We start from the raw sequence: 24206 nt of genomic DNA on the forward strand, positions 1-24206 counted from the left end.
TGCGCCGGTCACTTAATGTGATAGCTATGTCACGGCACGCAGTCAGCAAAGTGACCTAGCTTTCTTGGGGAGTGGCCATGCTGGCCCCTGTTCTCGCGATCGCCGCTGCGATCGCCGTGGTGGCCCTGGCCGCCTTCCTGTTCCGCAAGCTCGACCGGGGCGTCGACGACCGCGACCCCGGCGGCCCCTCGGTGGGCCACGCGGGAGCCATGTTGTCCGCGCTGTTCCTGCTGGTCTTCGCCATCGCGATCATCGTCCCGTGGACCACGGCGGACGCGGCCAGGGAGAACACCTACACCGAGAGCCAGGCCGCCGTCGAGGCGTACTGGGCGGCCGGCCAGCTGCCGTACCCGGCGGCCGGGATGGTGCAGACCGAGCTGCGGGACTACGTCGGCTTCGTCATCGAGCAGGAGTGGCGGCTGATGGCCTCGGGCAATCTGAGCCCCGAGGGCGCGGCCCGGCTGAGCACGATCCGGGAGCAGATCGCCGGGCTGCAGGTGAAGGGGGCCGATGCCGAGGAGGCGAAGGCGGCGGTGCTGGAGCAGGTGCAGAACCTCTCCTCGTCCCGCCGCCAGCGCGCCGCCGACGCCCAGGCCACCCCGCCCACCGGGATCCTGGTGCTGACCGTGGTGACCGGCCTGGTGGTGCTGCTGTTCCCGTTCATGGCGGGAGCCCGGCCGCGCGGCGCCTCCCTGGTGCCGATGCTGGCCATGGCCGCACTGCTGGGGATCGGGATCTTCCTCACCTTCGACATCGTCCGCGTCTTCGACGGCGGCCTGGCCGTGCGGCCGGACGCGTTCACCGCCGCGTTGCAGGAGTTCCAGCGGATCTCCGGGACGAGCTGAGATGCGCCTTCCCGTAGTGGTGCTGACGGGCATGCTGGTCGGGCTCACCGTCATGGCGGGGCCCGCGGAGGCCGAGGGGGACCACGACGATCACGGGCTGGTTCAGGTCGGGGTCTGCCTGGATGTGAACGTCGTGGTGAGCGTGCAGGTCGGGGTGGGGCTGGGGACCTACCCCTGCCCGCCGGTGCACCAGGATCCGCCGCCGCCTCCCCCGGAGCCCTCTCCGACGCCGGAGCCGCCGGAGCCCTCGGTGGTGCCGGAGCCACCCGAGCCGTCGCCCGAGCCGCCGGAGCCCTCCCCGGAGCCGCCGCCCGCGCCGAAGCCGTCCCCGAGGGTGGTGCCGCGCCGGGTGGTCCCGGTGATCCAGCCCGTGATCCGGCCCAGCCCCTCGCCTTCACCGTCCCCCAGCGCGTCCCCTGTGGTGATCCGGCACCGGCAGGCGGCGCCGCCGCTGAAGCGGCCCAACCCGCTACGCTCGCCGCTCGTCCTGGTGGTGCTCACCACGGTGATCGCCGCCGCGGCCGGGATCGCATTCGCGGGCGCGCGCTGACGGGGAGGCCCAGCCGCCGGGTTAGCGCCTCCGGCGCGGTAGTGCCAGCGTGATGAGCGCCGCGACCAGGAACGATCCGAGCGCGGCGCTCATCCACGGCGCCGGGGTGAAGCCCAGCCAGTCCCGGACCGACAGCCACCACGACTCCCACCAGGCCACCGGGGGCAGGGCGCCGAGCAGCCACCAGGTGACGAAGCCCAGCGCCCACGGCACCACCATCGGCCACCGGGACGGCGCCGTCGCCGAGACGTCCCAGCGGGCGGCCCCGCCGAGCACGAAGTAGTCCACCACCAGCACCGCGAACATCGGCACGAACACCGCCCCGATGATCCCCAGGAACGCCGCGTAGGTGTCGGCGCTCACGAAGATCGCCAGCAGCGTGACGAAGACGCCGGTCGCCACCGAGATGATCCGCCGGTCCACCCGGGGCAGCAGGTTCTGGATCGACATCGTGGTCGAGTACACGTTGACGAACGACTGGTCGCTCTCCCGCAGCACCAGGATCCCGAAGAAGACCGCCCCCAGCGAGGCGCTCACGAACGGGTCCCAGACCTTGGCGGTGTCGTTGCCGACCAGCGCCATCGCCCCGATGCCCAGCGCCAGGCAGGCCACCTGGGCGACCGTGTACCCGCCGACCACGCCGCCGAAGGCCGCCCGGCTGGACCGCGAGAACCGCGAGAAGTCGGCGGCCAGCGGCACCCAGGAGACCGATAACGCGATCACATAGTCGACGGCCGGCGCGAACGCCTCCCAGGACCCGCCGCCGAGTTCCGGCGCCCGGCCGACGAACTCGTACGTGAAGTACCCCATGGCCACGATCACTCCGACGGTGACGTACCGCCGCAGCAGCCGCACCGCCCCCAGCGGCTTGATCGTCAACGCCGTGGTGACCACCCCGGCCAGCACCACCCAGACCTCGTACGGCACCCGCGCGCCCATGCTCCCCGCGATGGCCTGAGCCCCCTGCGCGATCACCCAGAGCTCGAAGGCCCCCCACCCCAGCATCTGGATGACGTTGAGCACGGTGGGCAGATACGACAGCCTGGCCCCGAACAACCCCCGGAGCAGCACCATCGCCGGCGCCCCCGTCTGCGTCCCCGGCACCGCCGCCAGCCCCACCATGGCCGTCCCGACCAGGCTCCCGACCACCGCCGCGACCATCGCCGCCGCGAAACTCAACGGCCGATCCCCCAACGGATCAACCAACGCGACGGCCCCGGAGAACCCCAGCAGACTAACCCCGAGGTTCCCCCACAGCGCCCCCTGATCGAGCAGCCCCAACGCCCTCGGCGGCGCCTCATCAAGCGTCAGCGGTGCCTCAACCTGCGACTTCACGACGCCATGCGCCATCACACGCTCCCTACGCCGGCATTACCCGGACAGGTTCATGCGGTCGGCAACGCTGGTTGCCCTCTCAGCCTGGTTACGCCCAAGCTCCCGCGGTCTTAAGTTGAATACACGCCCGGCATCAACCCAGCGTGCGATCCCCATAATGCCCCACAAGCGGACAAAGATCCACCCCGGGTTCAGGGTTCGAGGATTTCGAACAATCGTCCGCAGACGTCCACGACCGTACAGCTGCGTGCGCTGCGGTAGCTGTACTTTTCGGCCCATCACACCTGATCAGAGCTCAGATCGATCAGCTCGGAACCATACAGCCGCAAGGGGTCCCCGTAGGCCAGCCCATGTCAGAGCCTCTCGATGATCGTGGCGTTCGCCTGTCCGCCCGCTTCGCACATGACCTGCAGCCCGTACCGGCCGCCCGTCTGTTCCAGGACGCCGAGCAGGGTCGTCATGAGGCGCACGCCGGACGCTCCGAGCGGGTGACCGATGGCGGTCGCGCCACCGTTGACGTTGACCTTCTCCAGCGGCGCGCCGGTCTCCTTCTGCCAGGCGAGGACCACCGACGCGAACGCCTCGTTGACCTCGAAGGCGTCGATGTCGTCAACCGAGAGGCCCGCGCGGGCAAGCACCTTCTGCGTGGCGGGAATGATGCCCGTGAGCATGAAGATCGGATCGTCACCGGCGACCGCGAAGGAATGGATCCGCGCGCGCGGCTTCAGGCCGTGACGCGCTGCGGCCTCTTCGCTGGTGATCAGAACGGCGGCCGCTCCGTCGTTGACCGGGGAACTGTTCCCGGCCGTGATCTTCCAATCCAGCTGCGGATACCGCTGCTCCCAGTGGTCGTTCTTGAAAGCCGGCCGCAGTCCGGCCAGCACAGCGGCGTCGGTGTCCGGGCGAATGGTCTCATCGACGCGAAGGTGGTTCACGAGCGCGACCTGGGAGTCGAACCGTCCGTCCTTCCACGCGGCAGCCGCGCGTCGATGCGACTCCGCGGCGAACTCGTCGAGTTCGCTCCGCGACAGTGCCCAGCGGTCCGCGATCAGCTCGGCGCTGATCCCCTGCGGCACGAGTCCGCCGTCGTATCGAGCCTGGACCGCGGGCCCGGCGAAATCCTTGCCCATGGTCTGCGAACCGATCGGAATCCGGCTCATCGACTCGACGCCCGAGGCGATGACGATGTCATAGGCGCCGGCGATGACGCCCTGCGCGGCGAAGTGGATGGCCTGCTGGCTCGACCCGCACTGACGATCCACCGTGACGCCGGGGACAGACTCCGGGAAACCGGCCGCAAGCAGAGCCCAGCGCGCGGTGTTCGCAGACTGCTCGCCGATCTGGCCGACGGCTCCGCTGATGACGTCATCGACAACGGCGGGGTCGAGCGCGCTGCGTTCTGTCGCGGCGCGGAGCGCCACGGCGTGGAGATCGACGGGGTGGATGTCAGAGTAGGCTCCGCCGGGCTTGCCCTTCGCGATCGGGGTACGGACTGCGTCGACGATGACTGCAGAGGTCATGGCGTTGCCTTTCTTGGTGAGCCGGCCCGCGGCCCGTACGGCTAGTCGGTGGCAGCCCGCTGGCGCGACCGCAACGCCACGGTCACATCGTCATCGCCGACGACATGACCGTTCGCGCACCGCACCTCGACTTCGACTGCCGCTCCACATCCGGCGTGCACCATGCGAAGCCGGTGCGGGCGAGGCCGATGGCGGTCGCCCCACGACGCCAGCGCGAGCAAGATCGGAACGAAGTCGTGGCCGGCCTCAGTGAGGACGTACTCGAACCGCTGCCGCTGCGCCGGCTCCCGGTACGGCTGCTTGACCATCAGCCCCTCGGTCACAAGCGTGCGCAGCTGCGCCGCCGTGACGCTCTCGGTCAGACCTGTACGCCGCACGAAATCATCGAACCTCGCCGTGCCGTAGGACGCCTCACGCAGAAGCAGCACCGTGGAGCGTCGCGCGACAAGTTCGCTCGCCCGTTCGATCGGGCACAGATCCCCGAGCTCCGTTCGATCCTCCGCGGCCAGCCGGCCCGTCATCTGCAGCGTCATGGCAACACTCTACCGCCTGACTTGCGTTTTGCGTAGTCAGGGTGCAGGCTCTAACTGCACTATTCCGAAGTCAGCATGCGGCCATCCGTCGGGAGTCCCGGCAGGTTCCGGTCGCGCGCCCGTCGCGTCAGGAGCGCACAGACATGACCTCGCAGTATCAGGCGGATCTCGCCCCCACCCAGTACGTTGACGGACCGCTGGGTGAGCGGTTCGCTTACCGGCGCCTCGGCCGCCCCAGCTCCACGCCGCTGGTGCTGACGCTGCGCCTGCGCGGCACCATCGACCACTGGGATCCCGCCTTCCTCGACGCCGTCTCCCGCGACCGCGAGGTGATCGTGTTCGACAACCGCGGCCTGAACGCCTCCACCGGCACGCCCGCATCCTCCGTGCCCGAGCTTGTCGACGGCGCCATCGCGTTCATCCACGCCCTGGGCCTGGAGAAGGTGGACCTGCTCGGCTGGTCGCTCGGCGGAACCGTGGCCCAGGGCATCGCCCTCACCGAGCCGGGACTGGTCCGTCGGCTCATCGTCGCCGGCAGCACCCCGGGCGGCATCCCGGAAATGCCGCGCATGAGCGAGCGCGTGCTGAGCATCGTGACCAAACCGGTCGCCGACGACGAGGACTTCCTCTACTTGTTCTTCCCCGAGACCCCTGAGGGCCGCAAGTCCGGCCAGCAGTCTCTGGAGCGCCTGCGCTACCGCCTCGAAACCTCGAACGCGGCAATCAGCCCCGAGGCCGCGCGCGGTCAGCTGACGGCCCTGGGCTCCTTCGAGGGCTACTGGAAGCGCCTGAATGAGCTGACCATTCCCGTCCTGCTCGCCAACGGCACGAACGACGTGATGATCGACGCTGACCACACCTACGCGGCAGCCCGCAAGCTGACCAACGCACGCACGGTCTTCTGGAGCGACGCCGGCCACGCCTTCCTGTTCCAGCACATCGAGGACTTCGCCCGACAGATCGACTGGTTCCTCGCAGACGCCGGCTGAAACGGCCGTGATGTCGAGCGGGCATGAGACTCACTTCAACCTGCTGGTGCCCGGCGCCGGATCCGCGCCGCCCCGCGGGCGACGCGTCGTCTGCTCCCGCGAGCCGACCGCTCCGTTGATCAGGGTTATGCCACGTAGGGCGGGTGGCCGCTTTCGCTGGTCATGGGTTTGCCGGCGGCGGCCCAGGATTGCATGCCGCCGCCTACGTTGACGGCGTCCCAGCCGACGTGGTTGAGCCAGGCGGTGGCCTGGGCGGAGCGGCCGCCGACGCGGCAGATGACGTAGACGGGCTGGCCCTGCGGGACCTCGCCCACCCGGGCCTGGAGCTCCATCAGCGGGATGTGCTGGGCTTCGGGGGCGTGACCGGCCCGCCATTCGTCGAGTTCGCGCACGTCGAGCAGGTGCGCGTGCTCGGGGATGGAGTGCACGTCGATCTCGCGAAGGGTCATGGCGCCCATCCTATGGACCTCGGGGGGTTACCAGACAGGGCGAAGCGCGGCCCGTCCGCCGGAAGCGGACACGTAGGCCCGCAGGTCGTGGTGGAGCTGGTCGAGCCGGTCGGTGCCGATCTGGGCCGCCCAGCGGTCTTCGAGTTGTGCCCAGAGTTCGTCGGCGTGGCGTACGTAGTCCGCGCCCTTGGCGGTGAGGGCCAGGACGCGGGCGCGGCCGTCGGTGGGGTGGGGGCGGCGCTCCAGGTAGCCCCAGGTCTCCAGTTCGGTGGCGATTTTGGAGGCGGCCTGTTTGGTGACGCCGAGGTGGTCGGCGAGGTCCACGGCGGTGACGTCGGCGCGCTCGGTGAGCAGGCGGAAGGTGTAGCCGTGCGCGGGGCGGAGCGGCTCGCGGCCCTCGGTGCGCAGGTGTTCGTGCAGCTCGTCGGTCATGGCCCGGTAGACCATCGCGAGCAGCAGCGGGATCTCGCCTCGGCGTCTTGACGAACTGGTCAACTCGGTTTACCTTCTCGAATGTAGTCAACTAGATTGACCATTATAGGGAGGATCACCATGACCACCGCCACCCTGGCCGACGCGCCGGTCTTCGAGCGGGACGGGTCCACCATCCGTTCGCTGGCCGTGCCCTCGCGTGGGTCCACCGAACTGGCCGTCTGGTCGCTGGAGTTCGAACCGGGCGCGCGTTCGCCCGAGCACTCGGTGGACCGGGAGGAGGTCTTCGTCGTGCAGAGCGGCCGCCTGGTCGCGCACGTGGGCGGCCGGGAGCACGTGGCAGGTCCGGGGGACGCGCTGATCGTTCCGGTGCGCACGATGTTCTGGCTGGGCAACGGCTCGGACGCGGAGCCCGTCCGCGTGACGGTCTGCACCTCGGCCGGTATTCAGGGCACGGTGGACGGCACGGTCATCTCGCCGCCCTGGGCGCAGTAAAGCGGACTACTTCAGCAGGCGGGACAGGCGGCGGTCGGCCAGCGGCTTGCCGCCGGTCTGGCAGGTGGGGCAGTACTGGAGGGAGGAGTCGGCGAAGGAGACCTCCCTGATGGTGTCGCCGCAGACCTCGCATTTCTCGCCGGTACGGCCATGCACTCGCAGGCCCGACTTCTTCTCCGCCTTCAGGTCCTTGGCGGCCAGGCCCCTGGCGCGCCCGACCGCGTCGCGCAGGGTGGTGACGATGGCCTCGTGCAGGTCGGCGACCTGCGCCTCGGTCAGAGATGACGCGATCTTGAAGGGGGACATCTTCGCGACGTGCAGCACCTCGTCGGAGTACGCGTTCCCGATGCCCGCGATCACCTTCTGGTCCCGGAGCAGCCCTTTGATCTGGGTACGGTTGCCGCGCAGGATCGCCGCCAGCGCGTCCGCCGTGAAATCCTCGGCCAGCGGATCGGGGCCCAGGCCGGCCACCCCGGGGACGTCCTCCGGATTCCGTACGACATAGGCGGCCAGGCGTTTCTGGGTGCCCGCCTCGGTCAGTTCGAAGCCGGGGGCCAGGCCCAGTTCGTCGGGCGCCAGCCGTACCCGGACCGCGAGCGGGCCCTTGCCGGGGCGGACCGGTTTGGCGCCCGAGAGGTCCTCGCGCCAGCGCAGCCAGCCCGCCCGGGCCAGGTGCACGACCAGGTGCAGGCCGTCGCAGTCCAGGTCGAGGAACTTCCCGTGCCGCGACACATCGGTCACGGTCAGCCCGCCCAGCGCGCTGATCGGCGGGTCCACCGTCTTCAGCGCCTGGAAGGCGACCACGTCCACTGCGGCGACGGTACGGCCGACGGCGCGGTCACGGAGAAACTCGGCGAGTGACTCCACCTCGGGTAGCTCCGGCATGCCTCCACAGTACAGAGCCCCTGTCCACAGGCTGTGGACAACGTGCGGCAGGATGATCGCCCATGGGCATATCCGAAGATCTGCGGCGCATCGGCACGCCGCTGCTGGAGGCGCAGCTGGCGCACCCCACCGTGGCCGGGATCGCCCGGGGCGACCTGCCGGAGCCGGTGTTCCGAGCCTGGCTGGAACAGGACTACCTGTTCCTGCTCGACTACGTCCGGGTGTTCTCGCGGCTGGCCTGGCAGGCGCCCGACGGGCACCTGGGCGACCTGGTGGATCTGGCGCACGCCACCTTCCACGACGAGCTGCGGCTGCACCGGTCGCTGGCGGCCGAGTTCGGGGCCGATCTGGCGGGGGCGCGGAAAGGGCCGGCCTGCGCCGCGTACACGGCCTTTCTGCTGGAGTCGGCGGCCGAGTACGGCGAGGGGCTGGCGGCGCTCTATCCCTGCATGTGGGGATATTCCACGCTGGGCCGGCGCCTGGCCGCCGATCCCCCGGCCGAGCCGCGTTACCGGGCCTGGGTGGAGACCTACGCCGACCCCGGCTTCGCGGCGCTGGCCGACCGTATCGGGGTGATGATCGACGAGGCCGGTCCTGACCCGGCCCGGGCGGCCGAAATGTTCACCCAGGGCATGGCGCACGAGCTGAGTTTCTGGGATGTGGCGGCATAAGGTCGGGCAATGAGCGTCATCCTCGCGGAAGAACTCCTGCTCCTGGCGTACCACGACGAGACCGGCAAAGCGCTGGTCGGCGGCGAGCTCAACGTGGCCATCGCGGGGGCGCTGGTGGCCGAACTCGCGATCAACGGGCGGATCGACCTGGACGGCAAGAAGGTGGCCGTGGTCGACCCGTCCCCGCTCGGCGACGACGAACTGGACGCCGTGCTCGCCCGCATGGCGGGCGAGGCGAAGGTGCGCAAACCCGCCTGGTGGGTCGGCCGGATCAGCTCCGAGAAGGTACGGCGCCGCCTGCTGGGCCGGCTGGCCGAGCGGGGCATCCTGTCGGCCCAGCAGGTCAAGGTGCTCGGCATCTTCCCCGCCACCCGCTACCCGGAGCAGGACGGCGGCGTGGAACGGGAGCTCCGGCAGCGCGTGGCGAGCGTGCTGGCCGGGGCCGAGCCCGACGCCCGGCTGGCCATGCTGATCGCCGTGCTCCAGGCGTCCGGGGTGCTCAAGAAGACCTTCCCGGACGCCCCCAAGGACCGGGTCAAGGAGATCACCGAGGGCGCCTGGGCGGGCGAGGCGGTCCGCGCCACCATCGCCGCGGTCAACGCGGCCATCATGTCCGCCGTGATCGCCGCGGTGGTGGCCGGCTCTACTTCGTGATCACGTCCTTCGGCACGGCCTTGTCCTGCGCCAGGGCCTCGAAGAGCTTGTTGGCCTTGGCGTTGTCCCACTTGACCACGGCCTGACCGTTGATGGTGGGCAGCGACCCGATCGGCACGGCGGTGGTCAACGGCTTGTTCTTCATGGCCATGCCCAGTGAGAGCAGGTCGAACATCCCCGTGCCCGGGGTGACCGCGACCGACTCGGCGGCGCTGAGCGCCAGCGGGATCGAGGTGAACGGGTTGATCAGGGTGCCGGGGCTGGCCGCCTTCTGCACCACGGCCGAGAAGAACTGCCGCTGCCGCTCGGTGCGCTCGAAGTCGGGGATGGCGCCGGTGGCCCGGGTGCGGACGTAGCCGAGCGCGGTGCCGCCGTCCATCTCCTGGCAGCCCTTCTTCAGGTTGATGCCGGCCTTGGGGTCCTTGATGTCCTGCTTGACGCAGATCTCCACGCCGCCGATGGCGTCCACGATGCCGACGAAGCCCCCGAAACCAATCTCCATGTAGTGGTCGACGCGGATGCCGGTGACCTCCTCCACGGTCCGGGTGAGGAGCTTGGGGCCGCCGAAGGCGTACGCGGCGTTGAGTTTGTCGCTGCCGTGGCCGTTGATCGGGACGTAGGAGTCCCGGGGGAGGCTGACCAGGGTGGGGCGGCCGTCGCCCTCCGGGATGTGCAGCAGCATCATGGTGTCGGTGCGCTTGCCGACCGCCTTGCCGGTGCGGAGCTTCTTGCGCTCGGCGGCGCTGAGGCCGGCCCGGCTGTCGGAGCCGACCAGCAGCCAGTCCTGCCCGGGGGTCTCCGCGGGACGGCCGTCGTAGTCGGTGAACGCCTCGACGTTGTTCATCTTGGAGCTGACCCAGAAGAAGGTGCCCACGCCGCCGGCCAGCAGCACCACCAGGAAGATCACGAACCCGATGGCGATCTTGCGGCCGATCCGCCGGGGGCGGCGGGGTTCCTCGGGGGCAGAGCCGCCCCCGCTGGAGAACGGCTTGACCGGGCTGGAACCCGAACGCACCTTGCCGTACACCTTGGAGCGTCCCGGCGGCGCGGTGGGCGCGCTCCGGAACTGGTTCGCGAGATCGCTGTCGATCCGGGTCTCGGCCACCGGGGGCGGGGGTGGCGGCGGGGGTGCCTGGGGCACGCGGTAGGCCGGTGTGCCCGCTGATCGAGCGTCCCCCGGCCGACGCATCGCACGCGTCGGGTCGTCGTCCTGTGCCACGGTCCAAACCCCCACTTTGCCCAGTACCGCACTTACCTTGACGGTACGCGGTAGCCCGCTATGCCCGCAGATCTGGCGCCAAGGTTTTCTTATGGAAAAGTACACAAACGAGAACCCGGAAACACCAACGGCGGCTGAGCCGTTACGGTGGTAGACCCCACGTTGAAAGGACCATCGTGTCCGTTTCGGACCCCTGGAGTACCGGCCCGTGCCTGCGCACGGGTTCCCGTGAGGCCGGTGCCTGATGAGCATCGCCCTCGGTCTCCTCGCTGTTCTTCTGCTCACCCTGGCCACCGGCTTCTTCGTGGCCCAGGAGTTCGCCTACGTCGCCGCCGACCGGACCATGCTGCGCGAGCGCGCCGAGGCCGATCCGGCCGCCGCCCGGGCGGTCGAGGTCACCGGCCGTCTGTCGTTCATGTTGTCCGGCGCCCAGCTGGGCATCACCGTCACCACCCTGCTGGTCGGCTTCATCGCCCAGCCCGCCATCGCGGACGTGATCCGCGTCCCGCTGGAGGACTTCGGCCTGCCCGCGGGGGCGGTGCCCGGGGTGAGCGTGGCAATCGGTGTGGCGATCGCGACCATTGTGCAAATGATTCTTGGGGAACTCGCCCCCAAGAACCTTGGTATCGCCCGTCCTGAGCAGGTGGCGACCGCGCTGGCCCGCGTCACGCTGATCTACCTGAAGGTGGCCGGTCCGGTGATCCGTCTCTTCGACTCCGCCGCCACCCGGCTGGTCCGGCTGGCCGGGATCGAGCCGGTCGAAGAGCTGGAGCACGGCGCCACCCCGGAGGAGCTGTCCCGCATCGTGGCCGAGTCCAGCGCCGCCGGCGAGCTGCCGTCGCGCCTGGCCGAACTGCTGGAACGCGCCCTGGAGTTCGGTGACAGGACCGCCGAGGAGGTGATGGTCCCGCGGACCCGGGTGGTCTGGCTGCGGGCCTCCCATCCGGTCGGCGACCTGCTGGAGGCCGTACGGGAGCATGGGCACTCCCGCTACCCCGTCCTCGGCGACGACGGTGACGACGACGTGGTGGGCGTCACCGGGCTGCTGGAGTACCTGCGCTCCCCCGGTGCGGGCACCATCAGCGACATCACCCGCGCGCCGCTGCTGGTTCCGGCCACCCTGCCGGTCACCGAGCTGCTCAAGCGCATGGTCGGCAACGACACCTTCGCCTGCGTCATCGACGAGTACGGCGGGCTGGCCGGCGTGGTCGCGATGGAGGACCTGGCCGAGGAGTTGGTCGGCGAGCTGGTCGACGAGAACGACCCCGAGCCGCTGGGGGTGCGCGCCAACGCCGACGGCTCCTGGGACGTGCCCGGCACCCTCCGCATCGACGAGGTCGAGCGCGCCACGGGGGTGGAGCTTCCCGAGGGCGAGGAGTACGAGACCATCGGCGGCCTGATCCTCGCCGAACTCGGCCGGATGGCCGAAACCGGGGACACCGTCACCGTTCCGACGCTGACGGAAACCGACATCCTGGAGGACGAGTCCCCCGCGCCGCACGCACAGCTGACCGTTCTTCAGGTCCATCGCCGCGTGCCCGAGTGGGTACGGCTCTCGCTGGGTGTTCCGGAGGCCCCCCTCCAGCCTGAGGATTCCCCACCGGTGGGCGGTGCGGGGGCCGACTACGCCCCTGAGCTGTTCTCGGCGCTCTTCCAGGGGAGGCCCGCGTGAACAGCCTGACCGCGATCCTGCTCGGCATCGTCCTGCTCGTGCTCAACGGCGTTTTCGTGGCCGCCGAGTTCGCCGTGATCTCCGCCAAGCGTCACCGCCTGGAAGAGGCCTCAAGCGGCCGTATGGCCCGGCTGGCGGCCCGTGCCGCGGTTCGGTCCAGCCGACAACTCTCGATCATGCTGGCCGGCGCCCAGCTGGGCATCACGCTGTGTTCGCTGGGCCTCGGCATGGTTACCGAGCCCGCCATCCACCATCTGCTGGAACCCCTTCTGGGGGCGCTGCCCGCGGGCGTGCAGACCGCTCTCTCCTATGTGGTGGCCCTGGCCATCGTCACCTTCCTGCACATGGTGGTCGGTGAGATGGCACCCAAGTCGCTGGCCCTCACCCACCCCGAACAGTCGGCTCTGGCCCTGGCTATCCCGTTCCGCGGCTTCGTCTGGCTGGTTCGACCTGTTCTGGCCAGCCTCAACGGACTCACCAACGCTCTGCTCCGCGCCTGCGGCGTACGACCCAAGGACGAGCTGGCAACCACCCGCACCCCCCACCAGCTGGCCGTTCTGGTCGCCGAATCCGGTCGCATGGGCATGCTCGACCGCAACGAACATGACCTGCTCACCCGAGCTCTGCGCGCGCAGACCCAGACGGTGGGCCGCCTCATGACCCCATTGACCGAGGCCCCCATCGTGCGTTCCACAACCCCCGCCCACGAGATTCACGACCTGGCCGCCGCCACAGGAAATCTCCGCATGCTGGTTACGGAGAACGACCGGATCTGCGGCGTCCTCCACCTCCGAGACACCCTCATCCACCCCGCCACCCCTCTGGCGACCTTGGTAACCCCAGCGCCCCACATCCCCGCCACCGCCACCATCCCCGACGCCCTGACCACCCTCCAGGACGCTCACGCCCACCTAGCGGCCGTAACCGACCAAGTCGGCCGTCCCGTAGGGGTGATCAGCCTCAACACACTCACCGCACAACTACTGACCGTCTGAACCATCTGAACCATTTGCCTTCTTAGGTCATCACTGCCGGGGTGCGAGGAGGGGCCGGGCGTTGTCCGTGGCAGCCGGGCGTTGTCCGCGGCATTCGAATGAAGACGGCCTCGCAAGCAACCAGCTAGCAATTTGAAAGCCGCGATCACCAGACTGACCCCACCGACACCGCAGCAACCTCGCACCCACCAGGTCACACGCACCAAAGGCAACGGATTCGCAAAGATGCGGACAACCCTCGCATCAGCAAAAAAACCAAAGCCCGCAACCAAACGAATCACAGATACAACGGGCACCAGGAACAAGAAGCGCGAGGGCACCCACATGACCTACAAGCCAACCCGGCAACCAATTTTACCCCCCAAGAGGGCAACGAGCCGGGGGGCGTGGGGGGCAGAGCCCCCCACATCGGGGGGTTCGGGGGGTCGCCCCCCCGTACAAACAAAGAACGGCCTGGCGGGAAGGAAGCGAAGCTTCCAAACAGCCAAGGCCGGTCGTTCGTGGGCAAGGGGGGAGTTGAACCCCCACGTCCTTTCGGACACACGGACCTGAACCGTGCGCGTCTGCCATTCCGCCACTTGCCCCTTGCGGGTGCCCCCGTCTTCGGGTGCTGTGAAAGGTTAGCACGGAACCGCCAGTGCTACTGAACCCGGATACGATCCCTGTAGACGATGGAGGAAGGGAGGTAACCGGTGGGAGTCCTTCAGCGCTTCGAGCGCAGGCTCGAAGGCTTGGTTGAAGGCGCCTTCGCACGCGCGTTCAAGTCCGACCTTCAACCGGTCGAGGTCGCGAGTGCCGTCCAGCGAGAGATGGACGAGCGCGCCGCGATCGTCGCTCAGGGCCGCACGCTCGTGCCGAACGACTTCGTGGTGGAGCTGTCCACGACCGACAGCGAACGGCTGGAGGTGTACGCCGACAGCATCAGCCACGAACTTGCCAATCTCGCCAGGGAGTACGCCAAGGAGCAGGGGTACTCGTTCGTGGGCCCGGTCCGGGTCCGCTTCGAGACCGCTGAAGACCTGGCGGTGGGGTTGTTCCGGATCAGGTCCGGGGTGATCCGCGGCGCGACGGTTGAACAGGACGAGATCCGCCAGCCGGTCAGCGATGTGCCGGTCGGCCGGCAGAGCGCGTTCGGCGGGCATCCCCGGCTGCTGGTCTCCACCCAGGACGATCCGCAGGGCCAGCGGTCCTACGAGCTGACCACTCCGGTCACTTTGCTCGGCCGGGGTACCGATTGTGATCTACGGCTGGTGGATCCGGGCGTATCGCGGCATCATGCCGAGCTACGGGTCGAAGGTCAGCAAGTGGTCCTGGTTGATCTCGGCTCCACGAACGGCACCTTCGTCAACGGGCAACCGGTCCGCAGGATCGAGATGCAGGACGGGACGAGGGTGACACTGGGTCGCACGACTCTGGTGTTCCGGCGCGATTAAAGGTAGACAAACGGTCCATGTCCGAGCTCACGCTGCTGCTGATCCGGCTCGCTTTTCTGGCGGTGCTCTGGTTCTTTGTCATTGCCGCGGTCGGTGTGATCCGGACAGACTTGTTCGGTCCACGTACGGCCCCGGCATCGCCACGGAAGCCCGCCAAACCGGCGAAACCGGTGTCAAAGCCCAAGAGGGGGGAACCTCGTCAAATGGTCGTCACGGGTGGCCCTCTGCAAGGGACCATCATCAACCTCACGGAGACGCCCATCACCATCGGCCGGGCGACTGACGCCACGCTCGTCCTCAGCGACGACTACGCATCGAGCCGGCACGCCCGGCTCTTCCCCCAGGACGGCCAGTGGATCGTGGAAGATCTCGGTTCCACCAACGGCACGTATCTTGACCGTTCCAAAGTGACCCGCCCGACGCCGGTGCCTCTCGGAACCCCGATACGCATCGGCAAGACCGTCATCGAATTGCGCAAATGACAATCGCACTCCGCTACGCCGCCCGCTCGGACGTCGGCCTCCTCCGCGAAGGGAACGAGGACTCGGCGTACGCTAGCGGCCGCCTGCTGGCCGTCGCCGACGGCATGGGCGGGCATGCTCACGGCGAGGTGGCCAGCTCGGTCGCCATCGCCGCACTGTCGTCCTTGGACAAGGACGCCTACGGGAGTGATCTGCTCGGCACGATCGAGGCCGCGGTCCGTGACGCCAACCATCAGCTGCACACGATGGTCGCCCGCGATCCGAGCCTCAAGGGCATGGGTACCACGCTCACCGCGATGTTGTGGAACGGCGCCAGGTTCGCGCTGGTGCACGTCGGCGATTCACGTGCCTACCTGTTGCGCAACAACGAGCTGTACCAGATCACCCACGACCACACACTCGTGCAGTCGCTGGTGGACGATGGCCGGATCACCCAGGAGGAGGCGGCCAACCACCCGCAACGCTCGATCCTGCTACGCGCCCTGGACGGCAGCGGCGAGGTCGACCCCGACCTGCAGGACCGGGAGGCCCAGCTGGGCGACCGGTACCTGCTCTGCTCGGACGGCCTGTCCACCGTGGTCAGCGCCGAGACCCTGCACCACACGCTCTCCACGATCGAGGATCCGGAGGACGTGGTGCGCCAGCTCATCGACCTGGCGAACCGGGGCGGTGGGCCGGACAACATCACCTGCGTGCTGGCCGACGTCGTCGAGAGCGACGACGTGCCGGCGCTCAACCACGCCGCGGCAGTGGTGGGTGCGGCCGGGTCCGGCCGGATGCGCTCGCCTTCGCCGGACACACCGGCCGGCCGGGCGGCCACGGCGACCGCCCCGCAACCGGTGATCACCGACCTGGACCTGGACGAGAGTCCGCGGCCGGAGGCGCTCGCGTCCGGCCGCCGGGCCAGGAAGAAACGATCGTGGCCGCTTGTGGTCACCCTGCTTACCGTTATCGCCGCCGCGCTTGGGCTCGGCGGCTATTACGGTTATCAGTGGACCCAGGACCAGTTCTACGTCGGCGCGGAGGGCGACCGGCTGGTCGTCTTCCAGGGCGTCGACGCGGATCTCGGATTCGTCTCCCTCAAGCACGTGGTGCACGACCCGAAGCTGTCGGTGTCCGCGCTGCCGCCGGTGGAGCAGGCGCGGGTCCGCGGCAACATCGTGGTCGACAGCCTGCAAGCCGGAAAGGATCGGATCTTGGCGCTGCAGGGCACCGTCAAGACCGCGGACGACACCGAGCCCGCGGCCAGCCCCTCCCCGACGGAGTCGGGTAAGTGACGGCCACACCGGGAGTCGAGGTCGCGCCCGTCCCCATGACCGCGAAACGGCGGGGGGCGCAGCTGTTCATGCTCGCCTTCGCCATCGTGATCGTGATGGGGGCGTACGCCAGCGTGGGCCTGGGCATCAATGGCCAGATTCCGGCCGGCATGCTCACCTACGGTCTCGGCCTCGGTGGCCTGATGCTCGCCGCCTACCTGGTGCTGGCCAGGTTCGCGCCGTGGGCCGACCCGCTGCTGCTGCCGCTGGTGACGCTGGTCAACGGGATCGGCCTGGTGATGATCTACCGGATCGAGCAGACCGGCCAGGGGGGCGCCTCCGCCACCAACCAGCTGATGTGGACGGCGCTCGGCGTGGTCATGTTCTCCGCGACGCTGATCGTGTTGAAGGACCACCGCGCCTTGCAGCGCCTCACCTACACCTTGGGCTTCGTCGGCCTCGGGCTGCTGGTGCTCCCGCTGGTGCCGTTCATCGGCAAGGAGATCAACGGCGCCCGGATCTGGATCGGCATCGGCGGCTTCAGCATCCAGCCCTCGGAGTTCGCCAAGCTCGCGCTGGTGGTGTTCTTCGCCGGATACCTGGTCGCCAAGAGGGACGTGCTGGCGCTGGCCGGGCGGCGGCTGCTCTTCATCGACCTGCCCCGGGCCCGTGACCTCGGCCCGGTTCTGATCACCTGGGGCTTCAGCCTGGCCGTGCTGATCCTGCAGAAGGACCTGGGCAGCTCGCTGCTGCTGTTCGGCACGTTCATCGTGATGCTCTACGTCGCCACCCAGCGCACCTCGTGGGTGCTCATCGGCGTGCTGCTCTTCCTGGGCGGCGCGATCCTGGCCGGGCAGATCTTCGACCACGTGGCGGCCCGGTTCGAGGTGTTCCTGAACCCGGAGTCCCCCGAGCTCTACGACCGCGAGCTCGGCGGCAGCTACCAGCTCATGCAGGGCCTGTTCGCCCTCGGCTCCGGCGGCATCCTTGGCACCGGCCTCGGCGAAGGCCACCCCAAGGAGATCCCGCTTTCGTTCTCGGACTTCATCTTCGCCGCCACCGGCGAGGAGCTGGGCCTGACCGGCCTGATGGCGCTGCTGATGGTGTACGCGCTGATCGTCGAGCGCGGCCTGCGCACCGCCATCGCGGCCAGGGACCCATTCTCCAAGCTGCTGGCGGGCGGCCTGTCCTTCATCCTGGCCTGGCAGGTGTTCATCATCGTCGGCGGTGTCACCAACCTGATCCCGCTCACCGGCCTGGTCACGCCGTTCATGTCGGCCGGCGGATCCGCCCTGCTCGCTAACTGGATCCTTATCGCCCTGCTGGTACGCATGTCGGATGCGGCCCGACGGCCCCCGCCCCAGGCGATCCAGGACGAAGGACTGACACAGGTGTTCCAGCGATGAACGGTACTCTCAAGCGCGCCGCCATAGCCTGCCTGGTCATGTTCGGCCTGCTCATGGCGAACGTGAACTACCTCGGCGCGGTGAAGGCCGACGACTACCGGAACGACTCCCGCAACAAGCGCGCCTTCTTCGCCCGCTACAGCGTGGACCGCGGCTGGATCACCGCCGACGACGGCAAGACCACGCTGGCCAAGACGGTGGACACCAAGAGCGAGTTCCGCTTCGAGCGGGAGTACCCCGACGGGAAGATGTACGCGCACGTGCTCGGCTTCTTCGCGCCGGAGAGCTCGCGCGGCATCGAGGCGGCGGCCGGGAAGTACCTGGACGGCAGCCACCCGGACCTGCTGGTCCGCCGGGCCATCGACTTCATCAGCAACGAGCCGCCCAAGGGCGCCAGCGTGGACCTGACCCTGGTCTCGCGGGCCCAGAAGGTGGCCTACGACCAGTTGCGGGCCAGCGGCAAGCGGGGCGCCATCGTGGCGATGAACCCCAAGACCGGCGCCGTGCAGGTCATGGTCTCGCTGCCGACGTACGATCCGAACACGCTGGCCCTGCCGAACAAGGGCAAGGTGGCGGACGCGTACAACAAGCTGGACGCGGACGAGCAGCACCCGCTGCTCAACCGGGCCACCGAGCGGACCTACCCGCCGGGCTCCACGTTCAAGGTGGTGACCGCGGCGGAGTTCCTGGAGGACGATCCGAGCCGCGGACCCGAGACGATGGTGGCCGCCCCCCAGGTACTGGACCTGCCGCAGACCACGGTGGGCCTGCCCAACTACGGCGGCGCCGCCTGTGGCGGCGGCCAGGTGACGCTGCGGTACGCGCTGGAGCGCTCGTGCAACACCCCCTTCGCCAAGTTCGGCATGGAGCTGGGCTGGGACAAGATGCGCGAGCAGGCGGCCAAGTTCGGGATGGGGGAGCCGGTCCCGTTCACCCTGCCGGTCGCCAAGAGCGACATCGGCCCGGAGGAGGAGCTGGCCGCGCTGGCCCAGCTGTCCATCGGGCAGCGGAACAACCAGATGACCCCACTGCAGATGCTGCTGGTCGCGGCGGGCATCGCCAACGGCGGCACCGTGATGAAGCCGTACCTGATCAACAAGGTGGTCGGCCCGGACGGCGGGGTGCTGGACGAGGCCAGTCCGGACGAGCTGTCGGAGGCGGTCAGCGCCGACGTGGCCGACAAGCTCAAGCAGATGATGGTCTCGGTGGTGCAGGCCGGCACCGCGACCTCGGCGCAGATCCCGGGCGTGAGCGTGGCCGGCAAGACCGGCACCGCCGAGGCCGGTGACGCGCCCGCGCCGCACGCCTGGTTCATCGGGTTCGCCCCGGCTGACGACCCGGAGGTCGCGGTCTGCGTGTTCATCGAGTCCGGGAGCGCCGGCAACGAGGCCACCGGTGGCCACACCGCGGCGCCGATCGCCCGGGAGGTCCTGCAGGCGGTGCTCCAGTCCAAATGAGTCACCCGCTGCTCGGTAACCGCTACCGGCTCACCGCCCGTATCGCCGCCGGCGGCATGGGCGAGGTGTGGCGGGCCACCGACGAGCTGCTCCACCGCGAGGTCGCGGTGAAGCTGCTCCGCGCGCACGTGGCCGCCGATCCCGCCTTCCGTGAGCGGTTCCGGAGCGAGGCGCGGATCACCGCCGGGCTGGCCGACGCGGGAATCGCCCAGGTCTTCGACTACGGCGAGGAGGACGACGAGACCGCCTACCTGGTGATGGAGCTGGTGCACGGGGAGCCGCTGTCGGCCATCCTGGCCCGCAACGGGCGGCTCAGCGCCGAGGTCACCCTGGACGTGGTGGCGCAGGCGTCGCGCGGGCTGCAGGCGGCGCACCGGGCGGGGATCATCCACCGGGACATCAAGCCGGGCAACCTGCTGATCACCGAGTCCGGCCAGGTGAAGATCACCGACTTCGGCATCGCGCGGGCGCTGGAGGCGGCGCCGGTGACCCAGACGGGCACCGTGCTGGGCACCGCCCAGTACGTCAGCCCCGAGCAGGCCTCGGGCACCCGGCTGACCCCGGCCACCGACATCTACTCACTGGGCGTGGTGACCTACGAGTGCCTGGCCGGGCGGCCGCCGTTCATCGCCGAGACGCAGGTGGCGATCGCGCTCCACCACCTGAACGACCCGCCGCCCCCGCTGCCCGAGAGCGTGCCGCCGCCGGTGCGCGCCCTGGTGGCGGCGATGCTCGCGAAGGATCCGGCGATGCGGCCGGCCGGCGCCCGGGAGCTCGGCGACCGGGCGCTCGTGCTGAAGGACACCCTGGCGGGGGGCGGCCCGACCGAGCTGAACACGGGGCTGAGCACCGAGTTGCGCACGCTGACCGACCCGTCCGGGTTCGCGGTCCGGCGGGTGGGCTCCCCGCCGACGGGCGGTCCGACCGGCCGGATCACCCCGCTGCCGCTCCCGCCGCCACCCCCTCGCCGGCATGGCCGGGTGGTGGCCCTGGCGGCGCTGGTGGTGGCCGCGGTCGGGCTGGGCTCGTTCGCGTTGGCCCGGTTCGGGGGCGGCGAGCCGCCGGAGAGCGCGCCGCCGACGGCCGAGGTGATTCAGGTCTCGGAAGTGCCATCCCCGAGCCTGAAACCCACTCCGAAGGCTTCCAAACCCCCGGTTACAGTAACGTCGGCCCGTCCGTCGCGCTCGCCGTCGGCTACCGTAAGCACGACGGAGCCTTCGCCCTCGGAGAGCCCGTCGCCGTCTCCGACCCCGACACCCACCCCGACCCCGACGCCCAGTGAGACTCCATCCCCGAGCGAGACTCCAAGCCCCTCATTAACCCCAAGCGCCGCAAGCCTCTCGATTGAGGAGACGCCATGACGTACGGGGTCGATGATGGACATCGGCGGCACCCCAAGATGAACGGCAAGGGACAGTGCAGGAAATGACTCAGCCACGGCTACTCGGCGGTCGATACGAACTCGACGGCGTCGTCGGGCGTGGCGGCATGGCCGAGGTGTATCGCGCCCGGGACATCCGGCTGGACCGCATCGTCGCGATCAAAACGCTCCGTTCTGATCTGGCCAGGGATCATACCTTCCAGGCCAGGTTCCGGCGCGAGGCGCAGTCCGCCGCGTCCCTCAACCATCCGGCGGTCGTCGCGGTGTACGACACCGGTGAGGACATGACGGACGGCACGCCCGTGCCGTACATCGTGATGGAGTACGTGGACGGCCGTACCTTGCGCGACCTGCTCCGGGCCGACCGCAGGCTCATGCCGGAGCGGGCGGCGGAGTTGGTGGACGGCATCCTGCGGGCGCTCGACTACAGCCACCGCGGCGGGATCGTGCACCGGGACATCAAACCGGCGAACATCATGGTGACCCGCAACGGCGAGGTCAAGGTGATGGACTTCGGCATCGCCCGGGCGATGGCCGACTCGGCCGCCACCATGACCCAGACCGCGCAGGTGATCGGCACCGCCCAGTACCTCTCCCCCGAGCAGGCCAGGGGCGAGCGGGTGGACGCGCGCAGCGACATCTACTCGACGGGGTGCGTGCTCTACGAGCTGCTCACCGGCCAGCCACCGTTCACGGGGGACTCGCCGGTCGCGATCGCCTACCAGCACGTGCGGGAGGATCCGATCCCGCCGTCCAGGATCGACCCGGACATCCCCAAGTGGTGCGACGCGATCGTGCTGAAGGCGATGGCCAAGGACCCGGTGCACCGCTATCAGAGCGCCGCCGAGATGCGCGCCGACATCCAGCGCGCGGTCCAGGGCATGCCGATGGACCCGCAGACGATGGCGCTGGCCAACAACTACGGCCAGTACGCCGGGGCCGACCGCACCCGGGCGATGACGGCCGCCGGCGGCCCGCCCACCCAGGGCACCCGGCACATCGAGCCGTACGAGTACGGCCAGGAGGAGCGGGGCAGCCGCAGCGACCGGCACCGGCAGCGCAACACCGGGAACACCGCGCTCAAGACGGCGGCCTGGATCCTCATCCCGCTGCTGGTCATCGCCTCCTTCATCCTGATCGGCTACCAGTTCCTGAGCTCCCCCGGCGGACCGACCACGACCGACAAGGTCGACGTGCCGATCGTGGAGAACCAGCCACAGGCGGAGGCGGAGAAGCTGCTCACCGAGCTCGGGCTGAAGGTCACCCCGGTGCAGGAGTTCAACCCCGACATCAAGAAGGGCCGGGCGATCAGCACCGATCCCGGTCCTGGCAGCTCGGTGGAGAAGGGCAGCGAGATCAAGCTGATGGTCTCCAAGGGTGTGGAGACCATGCAGGTGCCGAACGTGATCGGCAAGACGCTGGAGGAGGCGCAGGCCGAACTCCAGGCGGCGGGCTTCTCGTGGACGGTGACGTACAAGAACTCCACGTCCGAGCAGGGCAAGGTGATCGAGACCAAGCCGGCGCCGGGCACCGAGGCGCCGAAGGAGAGCAAGGTCCGGCTGACGCTGCCGACCGAGCTGATCGAGCTGCCGAGCGTGGTGGGCCTGCTGGCCGAGGAGGCCAAGAGCACGTTGGAGCAGGCCGGTTTCCGGGTGAAGCTGGTGCAGCAGCCGAGCGACTCGGTGGTCGCCGGTCAGGTCATCGACCAGGCCCCGGCCGCCGGGAGCAAGCACCCGCCGGGCCGGACCATCACGCTGGTCGTCTCCAGCGGCCCGTCGGCGGAACCGACCCCGGACGACACCCCGACGGACGACGGCGGCTTCCCACCCGACGTCACGGACCCCGGCGACGTCCCCATCGGCGACAACCCCAACGGCTAACCGAGAACCCCTCCCCCGAGCGGGGGAGGGGTTCTTCCTATTCACGGCACCCAATTTCGTGACGAAGCCACTTGCCCCGAGGGCGCGCCGGTGCCTGGACTGACGGAGCGCCGGGAGCGCAGCGACCAGAGCGGAGGAGGGAAGGCACCGGACCTGAGCGCCCTCGCCGCGATGCGCAGCATCGCCATGACACAGAGGGTTTCCGCCACTCGGGGGCAATGGCGGAAACCCTCATTGTGATGTCGTTGCCGACATGTCGGGCGTTACATGATTTGTCGGAGCCAGTTTCCGAGCAGTCGATGGCCGTGTTCGGACAGCACCGACTCGGGGTGGAACTGCACGCCCTCGATCGGGGCGGTGTGGTGGCGCAGGCCCATGATGGTGCCGTCGGGGGTGGTGGCGCTCACCGTAAGCTCCGGCGGCACCGTGCCGGGGACGACCGCGAGCGAGTGGTAGCGCGTCATGGTCACCGGGGTGGGCACATCGCGGAAGACGCCGCGGCCGTCGTGGCTGATCCGGCTGGTGCGGCCGTGCATGAGCTCGGGGGCGCGGGCCACGCTCGCCCCGTACGCGATGGCGATGGCCTGGTGGCCGAGGCAGACGCCGAGCAGCGGCAGGTCGCGGCCGGCGCAGTGGCGGACCAGCGGGACGCTGACCCCGGCGGCTTCGGGGGTGCCGGGGCCGGGGGAGACGAGCACGCCGTCGAAGCCGGCGGTGTCCTGGAGGGTGACCTGGTCGCGGGGGCGGACGTCGCAGGTGGCACCGAGCTCGCGCAGGTACTGCACGATCGTGTGGACGAAGCTGTCGTGGTTGTCCACCACCAGGACGCGCACCCGCTCACCCTCCGACGGTCACCTGGTCCAACGGCACGTGGAGTTCCAGCCAGGGGAACACCAGGTACCAGAGTAGGGCGGCGGCCAGGGTGACCAGCAGCAGGACGGTGATCAGCTTGGCGGGCAGGCCGCCGGGCAGCAGGCGCCAGATGAATCGGTACATGCTAGGTACGTCGTTCCTGGGTGGTGGCGAGCACGCCGTACACGATGAGGCGTTCCCTGGCGGAGTATTCGGGATGGCAGGTGGAGAGGGTGAGCCGGGCCTGGGTGGGGCGTTTGCCCGGGTGCTCCGGGACCGGGTCGATGACGTCGACCCGGGTGGGGAGCACGATCTTCACCCCGGTCACCCGGTAGGTGTAGCGGGCCTCCCGGGCGTCAATGATCACGTCGTCGCCCCGGCGGAGCTCGTCGAGCCGGTTGAAAGGCGCGGCGTACGTCGTCCGGTGGCCCGATACCACGAAATTTCCGATCTGGCCGGGGAGCGCGGTGCCGGGGTAGTGGCCGGGGCCCTGCCGGAGGTGCTCGGCGTCGATGCCCTCGACGATGGCGTACTTGTAGTCCGCGCCCAGCCGGGGAATGCGGATCAGCGCCAGCGCCCGGCCCAGCCGGATCCTGCCGAGCGCCTCCTCCCGGGCCGGCGGGCCCTCCGCCAACTGCCGCTGGAGCTCCTCCTGGTGGCGTTCGGTGTACGCGGAGGTCCCCCAGAGCAGGTACGCGCAGAACAGCAGCAGCACCAGACCGAGAGTGATGCTGACCTCACCGAACGTCCGCAGCATCACCCGCACGGCACGCGCTCCCTCCTGTGTCGCGGTGTACCACCGTACGTGCGGCGGC

The 24206-nt window shown here is 69.4% G+C and carries 25 protein-coding genes, 1 tRNA gene and 1 riboswitch; of the genes, 15 read left to right on the top strand and 11 right to left on the bottom strand.

The window, feature by feature from the left end; translation table 11 throughout:
- Positions 1-77 precede the first annotated feature (77 nt).
- Together KIP79_RS28940 and KIP79_RS28945 are read left to right on the top strand one after the other, a co-directional pair.
- Positions 78-845, top strand: a complete 768-nt coding sequence (locus tag KIP79_RS28940) for a bestrophin-like domain (RefSeq protein ID WP_214108096.1) — start codon at positions 78-80, stop codon at positions 843-845.
- A gap of 1 nt (position 846) precedes the next feature.
- Positions 847-1395: a hypothetical protein gene (locus KIP79_RS28945; RefSeq protein ID WP_214108097.1), complete on the top strand. Its 549-nt coding sequence runs from the start codon at positions 847-849 to the stop codon at positions 1393-1395.
- Positions 1396-1416: 21 nt separating this feature from the next.
- On the opposite strand, the gene KIP79_RS28950 is transcribed toward KIP79_RS28945, so the two are convergent.
- The 3 genes from KIP79_RS28950 to KIP79_RS28960 all read right to left on the bottom strand — a co-directional run bounded on the left by KIP79_RS28950 (position 1417) and on the right by KIP79_RS28960 (position 4783).
- Entirely contained in the window at positions 1417-2745 is a 1329-nt protein-coding gene (locus tag KIP79_RS28950) for a purine-cytosine permease family protein (RefSeq protein WP_214108098.1), read from the bottom strand.
- Positions 2735-2846, bottom strand: a riboswitch (TPP riboswitch). Its footprint overlaps the gene before it by 11 nt.
- Positions 2847-3083: 237 nt before the next feature.
- The gene (locus tag KIP79_RS28955) at positions 3084-4250 is read right to left on the bottom strand and encodes a thiolase family protein (RefSeq protein WP_214108099.1); all 1167 of its coding nucleotides are present in this window, start codon (positions 4248-4250) and stop codon (positions 3084-3086) included.
- Positions 4251-4291: 41 nt separating this feature from the next.
- The gene (locus KIP79_RS28960) at positions 4292-4783 is read right to left on the bottom strand and encodes a winged helix-turn-helix transcriptional regulator (RefSeq protein ID WP_214108100.1); all 492 of its coding nucleotides are present in this window, start codon (positions 4781-4783) and stop codon (positions 4292-4294) included.
- Between the two features lie 143 nt (positions 4784-4926).
- Here KIP79_RS28960 and KIP79_RS28965 point away from each other — a divergent pair, with 143 nt between their 5' ends.
- The gene (locus KIP79_RS28965; RefSeq protein ID WP_214108101.1) at positions 4927-5772 is read left to right on the top strand and encodes an alpha/beta fold hydrolase; all 846 of its coding nucleotides are present in this window, start codon (positions 4927-4929) and stop codon (positions 5770-5772) included.
- Between the two features lie 125 nt (positions 5773-5897).
- On the opposite strand, the gene KIP79_RS28970 is transcribed toward KIP79_RS28965, so the two are convergent.
- A complete protein-coding gene (locus KIP79_RS28970) occupies positions 5898-6221 on the bottom strand; it encodes a rhodanese-like domain-containing protein (protein ID WP_372453702.1) in 324 nt (107 codons plus the stop codon).
- A 27-nt stretch (positions 6222-6248) separates the two neighbouring features.
- Positions 6249-6716 (bottom strand): MarR family winged helix-turn-helix transcriptional regulator, encoded by a 468-nt coding sequence (locus KIP79_RS28975; protein WP_214108103.1) that lies wholly within the window; start codon positions 6714-6716, stop codon positions 6249-6251.
- A gap of 57 nt (positions 6717-6773) precedes the next feature.
- Between KIP79_RS28975 and KIP79_RS28980 the strand changes: the two genes are divergently transcribed.
- On the top strand, positions 6774-7148 hold the full coding sequence (locus KIP79_RS28980) for a cupin domain-containing protein (RefSeq protein ID WP_214108104.1): 375 nt from the start codon (positions 6774-6776) through the stop codon (positions 7146-7148).
- 6 nt (positions 7149-7154) lie between these two features.
- Here KIP79_RS28980 and KIP79_RS28985 read toward each other — a convergent pair whose 3' ends face one another.
- A complete protein-coding gene (locus tag KIP79_RS28985; protein WP_214108105.1) occupies positions 7155-8033 on the bottom strand; it encodes an Fpg/Nei family DNA glycosylase in 879 nt (292 codons plus the stop codon).
- A gap of 62 nt (positions 8034-8095) precedes the next feature.
- On the opposite strand from KIP79_RS28985, the gene KIP79_RS28990 reads away from it, so the two are divergent.
- Positions 8096-8704, top strand: a complete 609-nt coding sequence (locus tag KIP79_RS28990) for a TenA family protein (RefSeq protein WP_214108106.1) — start codon at positions 8096-8098, stop codon at positions 8702-8704.
- A 9-nt stretch (positions 8705-8713) separates the two neighbouring features.
- Positions 8714-9358 carry a GOLPH3/VPS74 family protein gene (locus KIP79_RS28995; protein ID WP_214108107.1) on the top strand — a complete coding sequence of 215 codons (645 nt, stop codon included), beginning with the start codon at positions 8714-8716 and terminating at the stop codon, positions 9356-9358.
- Here the strand turns inward: KIP79_RS28995 and KIP79_RS29000 are convergent.
- Entirely contained in the window at positions 9348-10577 is a 1230-nt protein-coding gene (locus KIP79_RS29000; RefSeq protein WP_308169943.1) for an LCP family protein, read from the bottom strand. The two genes, KIP79_RS28995 and KIP79_RS29000, sit on opposite strands and share 11 nt — an antisense overlap.
- 244 nt (positions 10578-10821) lie before the next feature.
- Between KIP79_RS29000 and KIP79_RS29005 the strand changes: the two genes are divergently transcribed.
- Both KIP79_RS29005 and KIP79_RS29010 read left to right on the top strand, forming a co-directional pair.
- Positions 10822-12249, top strand: coding sequence for a hemolysin family protein (locus tag KIP79_RS29005; protein ID WP_214108108.1), 1428 nt, complete (start codon positions 10822-10824; stop codon positions 12247-12249).
- Positions 12246-13244, top strand: coding sequence for a hemolysin family protein (locus tag KIP79_RS29010; RefSeq protein WP_214108109.1), 999 nt, complete (start codon positions 12246-12248; stop codon positions 13242-13244). The genes KIP79_RS29005 and KIP79_RS29010 overlap by 4 nt, the downstream gene beginning before the upstream one ends.
- A gap of 501 nt (positions 13245-13745) precedes the next feature.
- Here KIP79_RS29010 and KIP79_RS29015 read toward each other — a convergent pair.
- Positions 13746-13828: transfer RNA gene (locus tag KIP79_RS29015), tRNA-Leu, on the bottom strand.
- A gap of 108 nt (positions 13829-13936) precedes the next feature.
- Here KIP79_RS29015 and KIP79_RS29020 point away from each other — a divergent pair.
- The 7 genes from KIP79_RS29020 to pknB all read left to right on the top strand — a co-directional run bounded on the left by KIP79_RS29020 (position 13937) and on the right by pknB (position 22539).
- Positions 13937-14677 (top strand): FHA domain-containing protein, encoded by a 741-nt coding sequence (locus tag KIP79_RS29020; protein WP_214108110.1) that lies wholly within the window; start codon positions 13937-13939, stop codon positions 14675-14677.
- Between the two features lie 17 nt (positions 14678-14694).
- Positions 14695-15159, top strand: a complete 465-nt coding sequence (locus tag KIP79_RS29025) for an FHA domain-containing protein FhaB/FipA (RefSeq protein WP_214108111.1) — start codon at positions 14695-14697, stop codon at positions 15157-15159.
- Positions 15156-16436 (top strand): Stp1/IreP family PP2C-type Ser/Thr phosphatase, encoded by a 1281-nt coding sequence (locus KIP79_RS49690; RefSeq protein ID WP_214108112.1) that lies wholly within the window; start codon positions 15156-15158, stop codon positions 16434-16436. Before KIP79_RS29025 ends, KIP79_RS49690 begins: the two co-directional genes overlap by 4 nt.
- Positions 16437-16471: 35 nt before the next feature.
- Complete coding sequence (locus tag KIP79_RS29035; protein WP_214108155.1) at positions 16472-17821, top strand: FtsW/RodA/SpoVE family cell cycle protein; 1350 nt, start codon at positions 16472-16474, stop codon at positions 17819-17821.
- Positions 17818-19278 carry a peptidoglycan D,D-transpeptidase FtsI family protein gene (locus KIP79_RS29040; RefSeq protein WP_214108113.1) on the top strand — a complete coding sequence of 487 codons (1461 nt, stop codon included), beginning with the start codon at positions 17818-17820 and terminating at the stop codon, positions 19276-19278. The genes KIP79_RS29035 and KIP79_RS29040 overlap by 4 nt, the downstream gene beginning before the upstream one ends.
- Positions 19275-20639, top strand: a complete 1365-nt coding sequence (locus KIP79_RS29045; RefSeq protein ID WP_214108114.1) for a serine/threonine-protein kinase — start codon at positions 19275-19277, stop codon at positions 20637-20639. The genes KIP79_RS29040 and KIP79_RS29045 overlap by 4 nt, the downstream gene beginning before the upstream one ends.
- 64 nt (positions 20640-20703) lie before the next feature.
- Positions 20704-22539: a Stk1 family PASTA domain-containing Ser/Thr kinase gene (pknB, locus tag KIP79_RS29050; protein ID WP_214108115.1), complete on the top strand. Its 1836-nt coding sequence runs from the start codon at positions 20704-20706 to the stop codon at positions 22537-22539.
- A 263-nt stretch (positions 22540-22802) separates the two neighbouring features.
- Here the strand turns inward: pknB and KIP79_RS29055 are convergent, their stop codons facing one another.
- The 3 genes from KIP79_RS29055 to KIP79_RS29065 are packed head-to-tail and all read right to left on the bottom strand — an operon-like array spanning position 22803 to position 24148.
- Positions 22803-23372, bottom strand: coding sequence for an anthranilate synthase component II (locus tag KIP79_RS29055; protein ID WP_214108116.1), 570 nt, complete (start codon positions 23370-23372; stop codon positions 22803-22805).
- A 4-nt stretch (positions 23373-23376) separates the two neighbouring features.
- Positions 23377-23535, bottom strand: coding sequence for a hypothetical protein (locus KIP79_RS29060; protein ID WP_214108117.1), 159 nt, complete (start codon positions 23533-23535; stop codon positions 23377-23379).
- A 1-nt stretch (position 23536) separates the two neighbouring features.
- On the bottom strand, positions 23537-24148 hold the full coding sequence (locus KIP79_RS29065; RefSeq protein WP_250214021.1) for a class E sortase: 612 nt from the start codon (positions 24146-24148) through the stop codon (positions 23537-23539).
- Positions 24149-24206 lie beyond the last annotated feature (58 nt).

It is taken from the genome of Acrocarpospora catenulata (assembly GCF_018476525.1).
Taxonomy (GTDB): Bacteria; Actinomycetota; Actinomycetes; order Streptosporangiales; family Streptosporangiaceae; genus Acrocarpospora; species Acrocarpospora catenulata.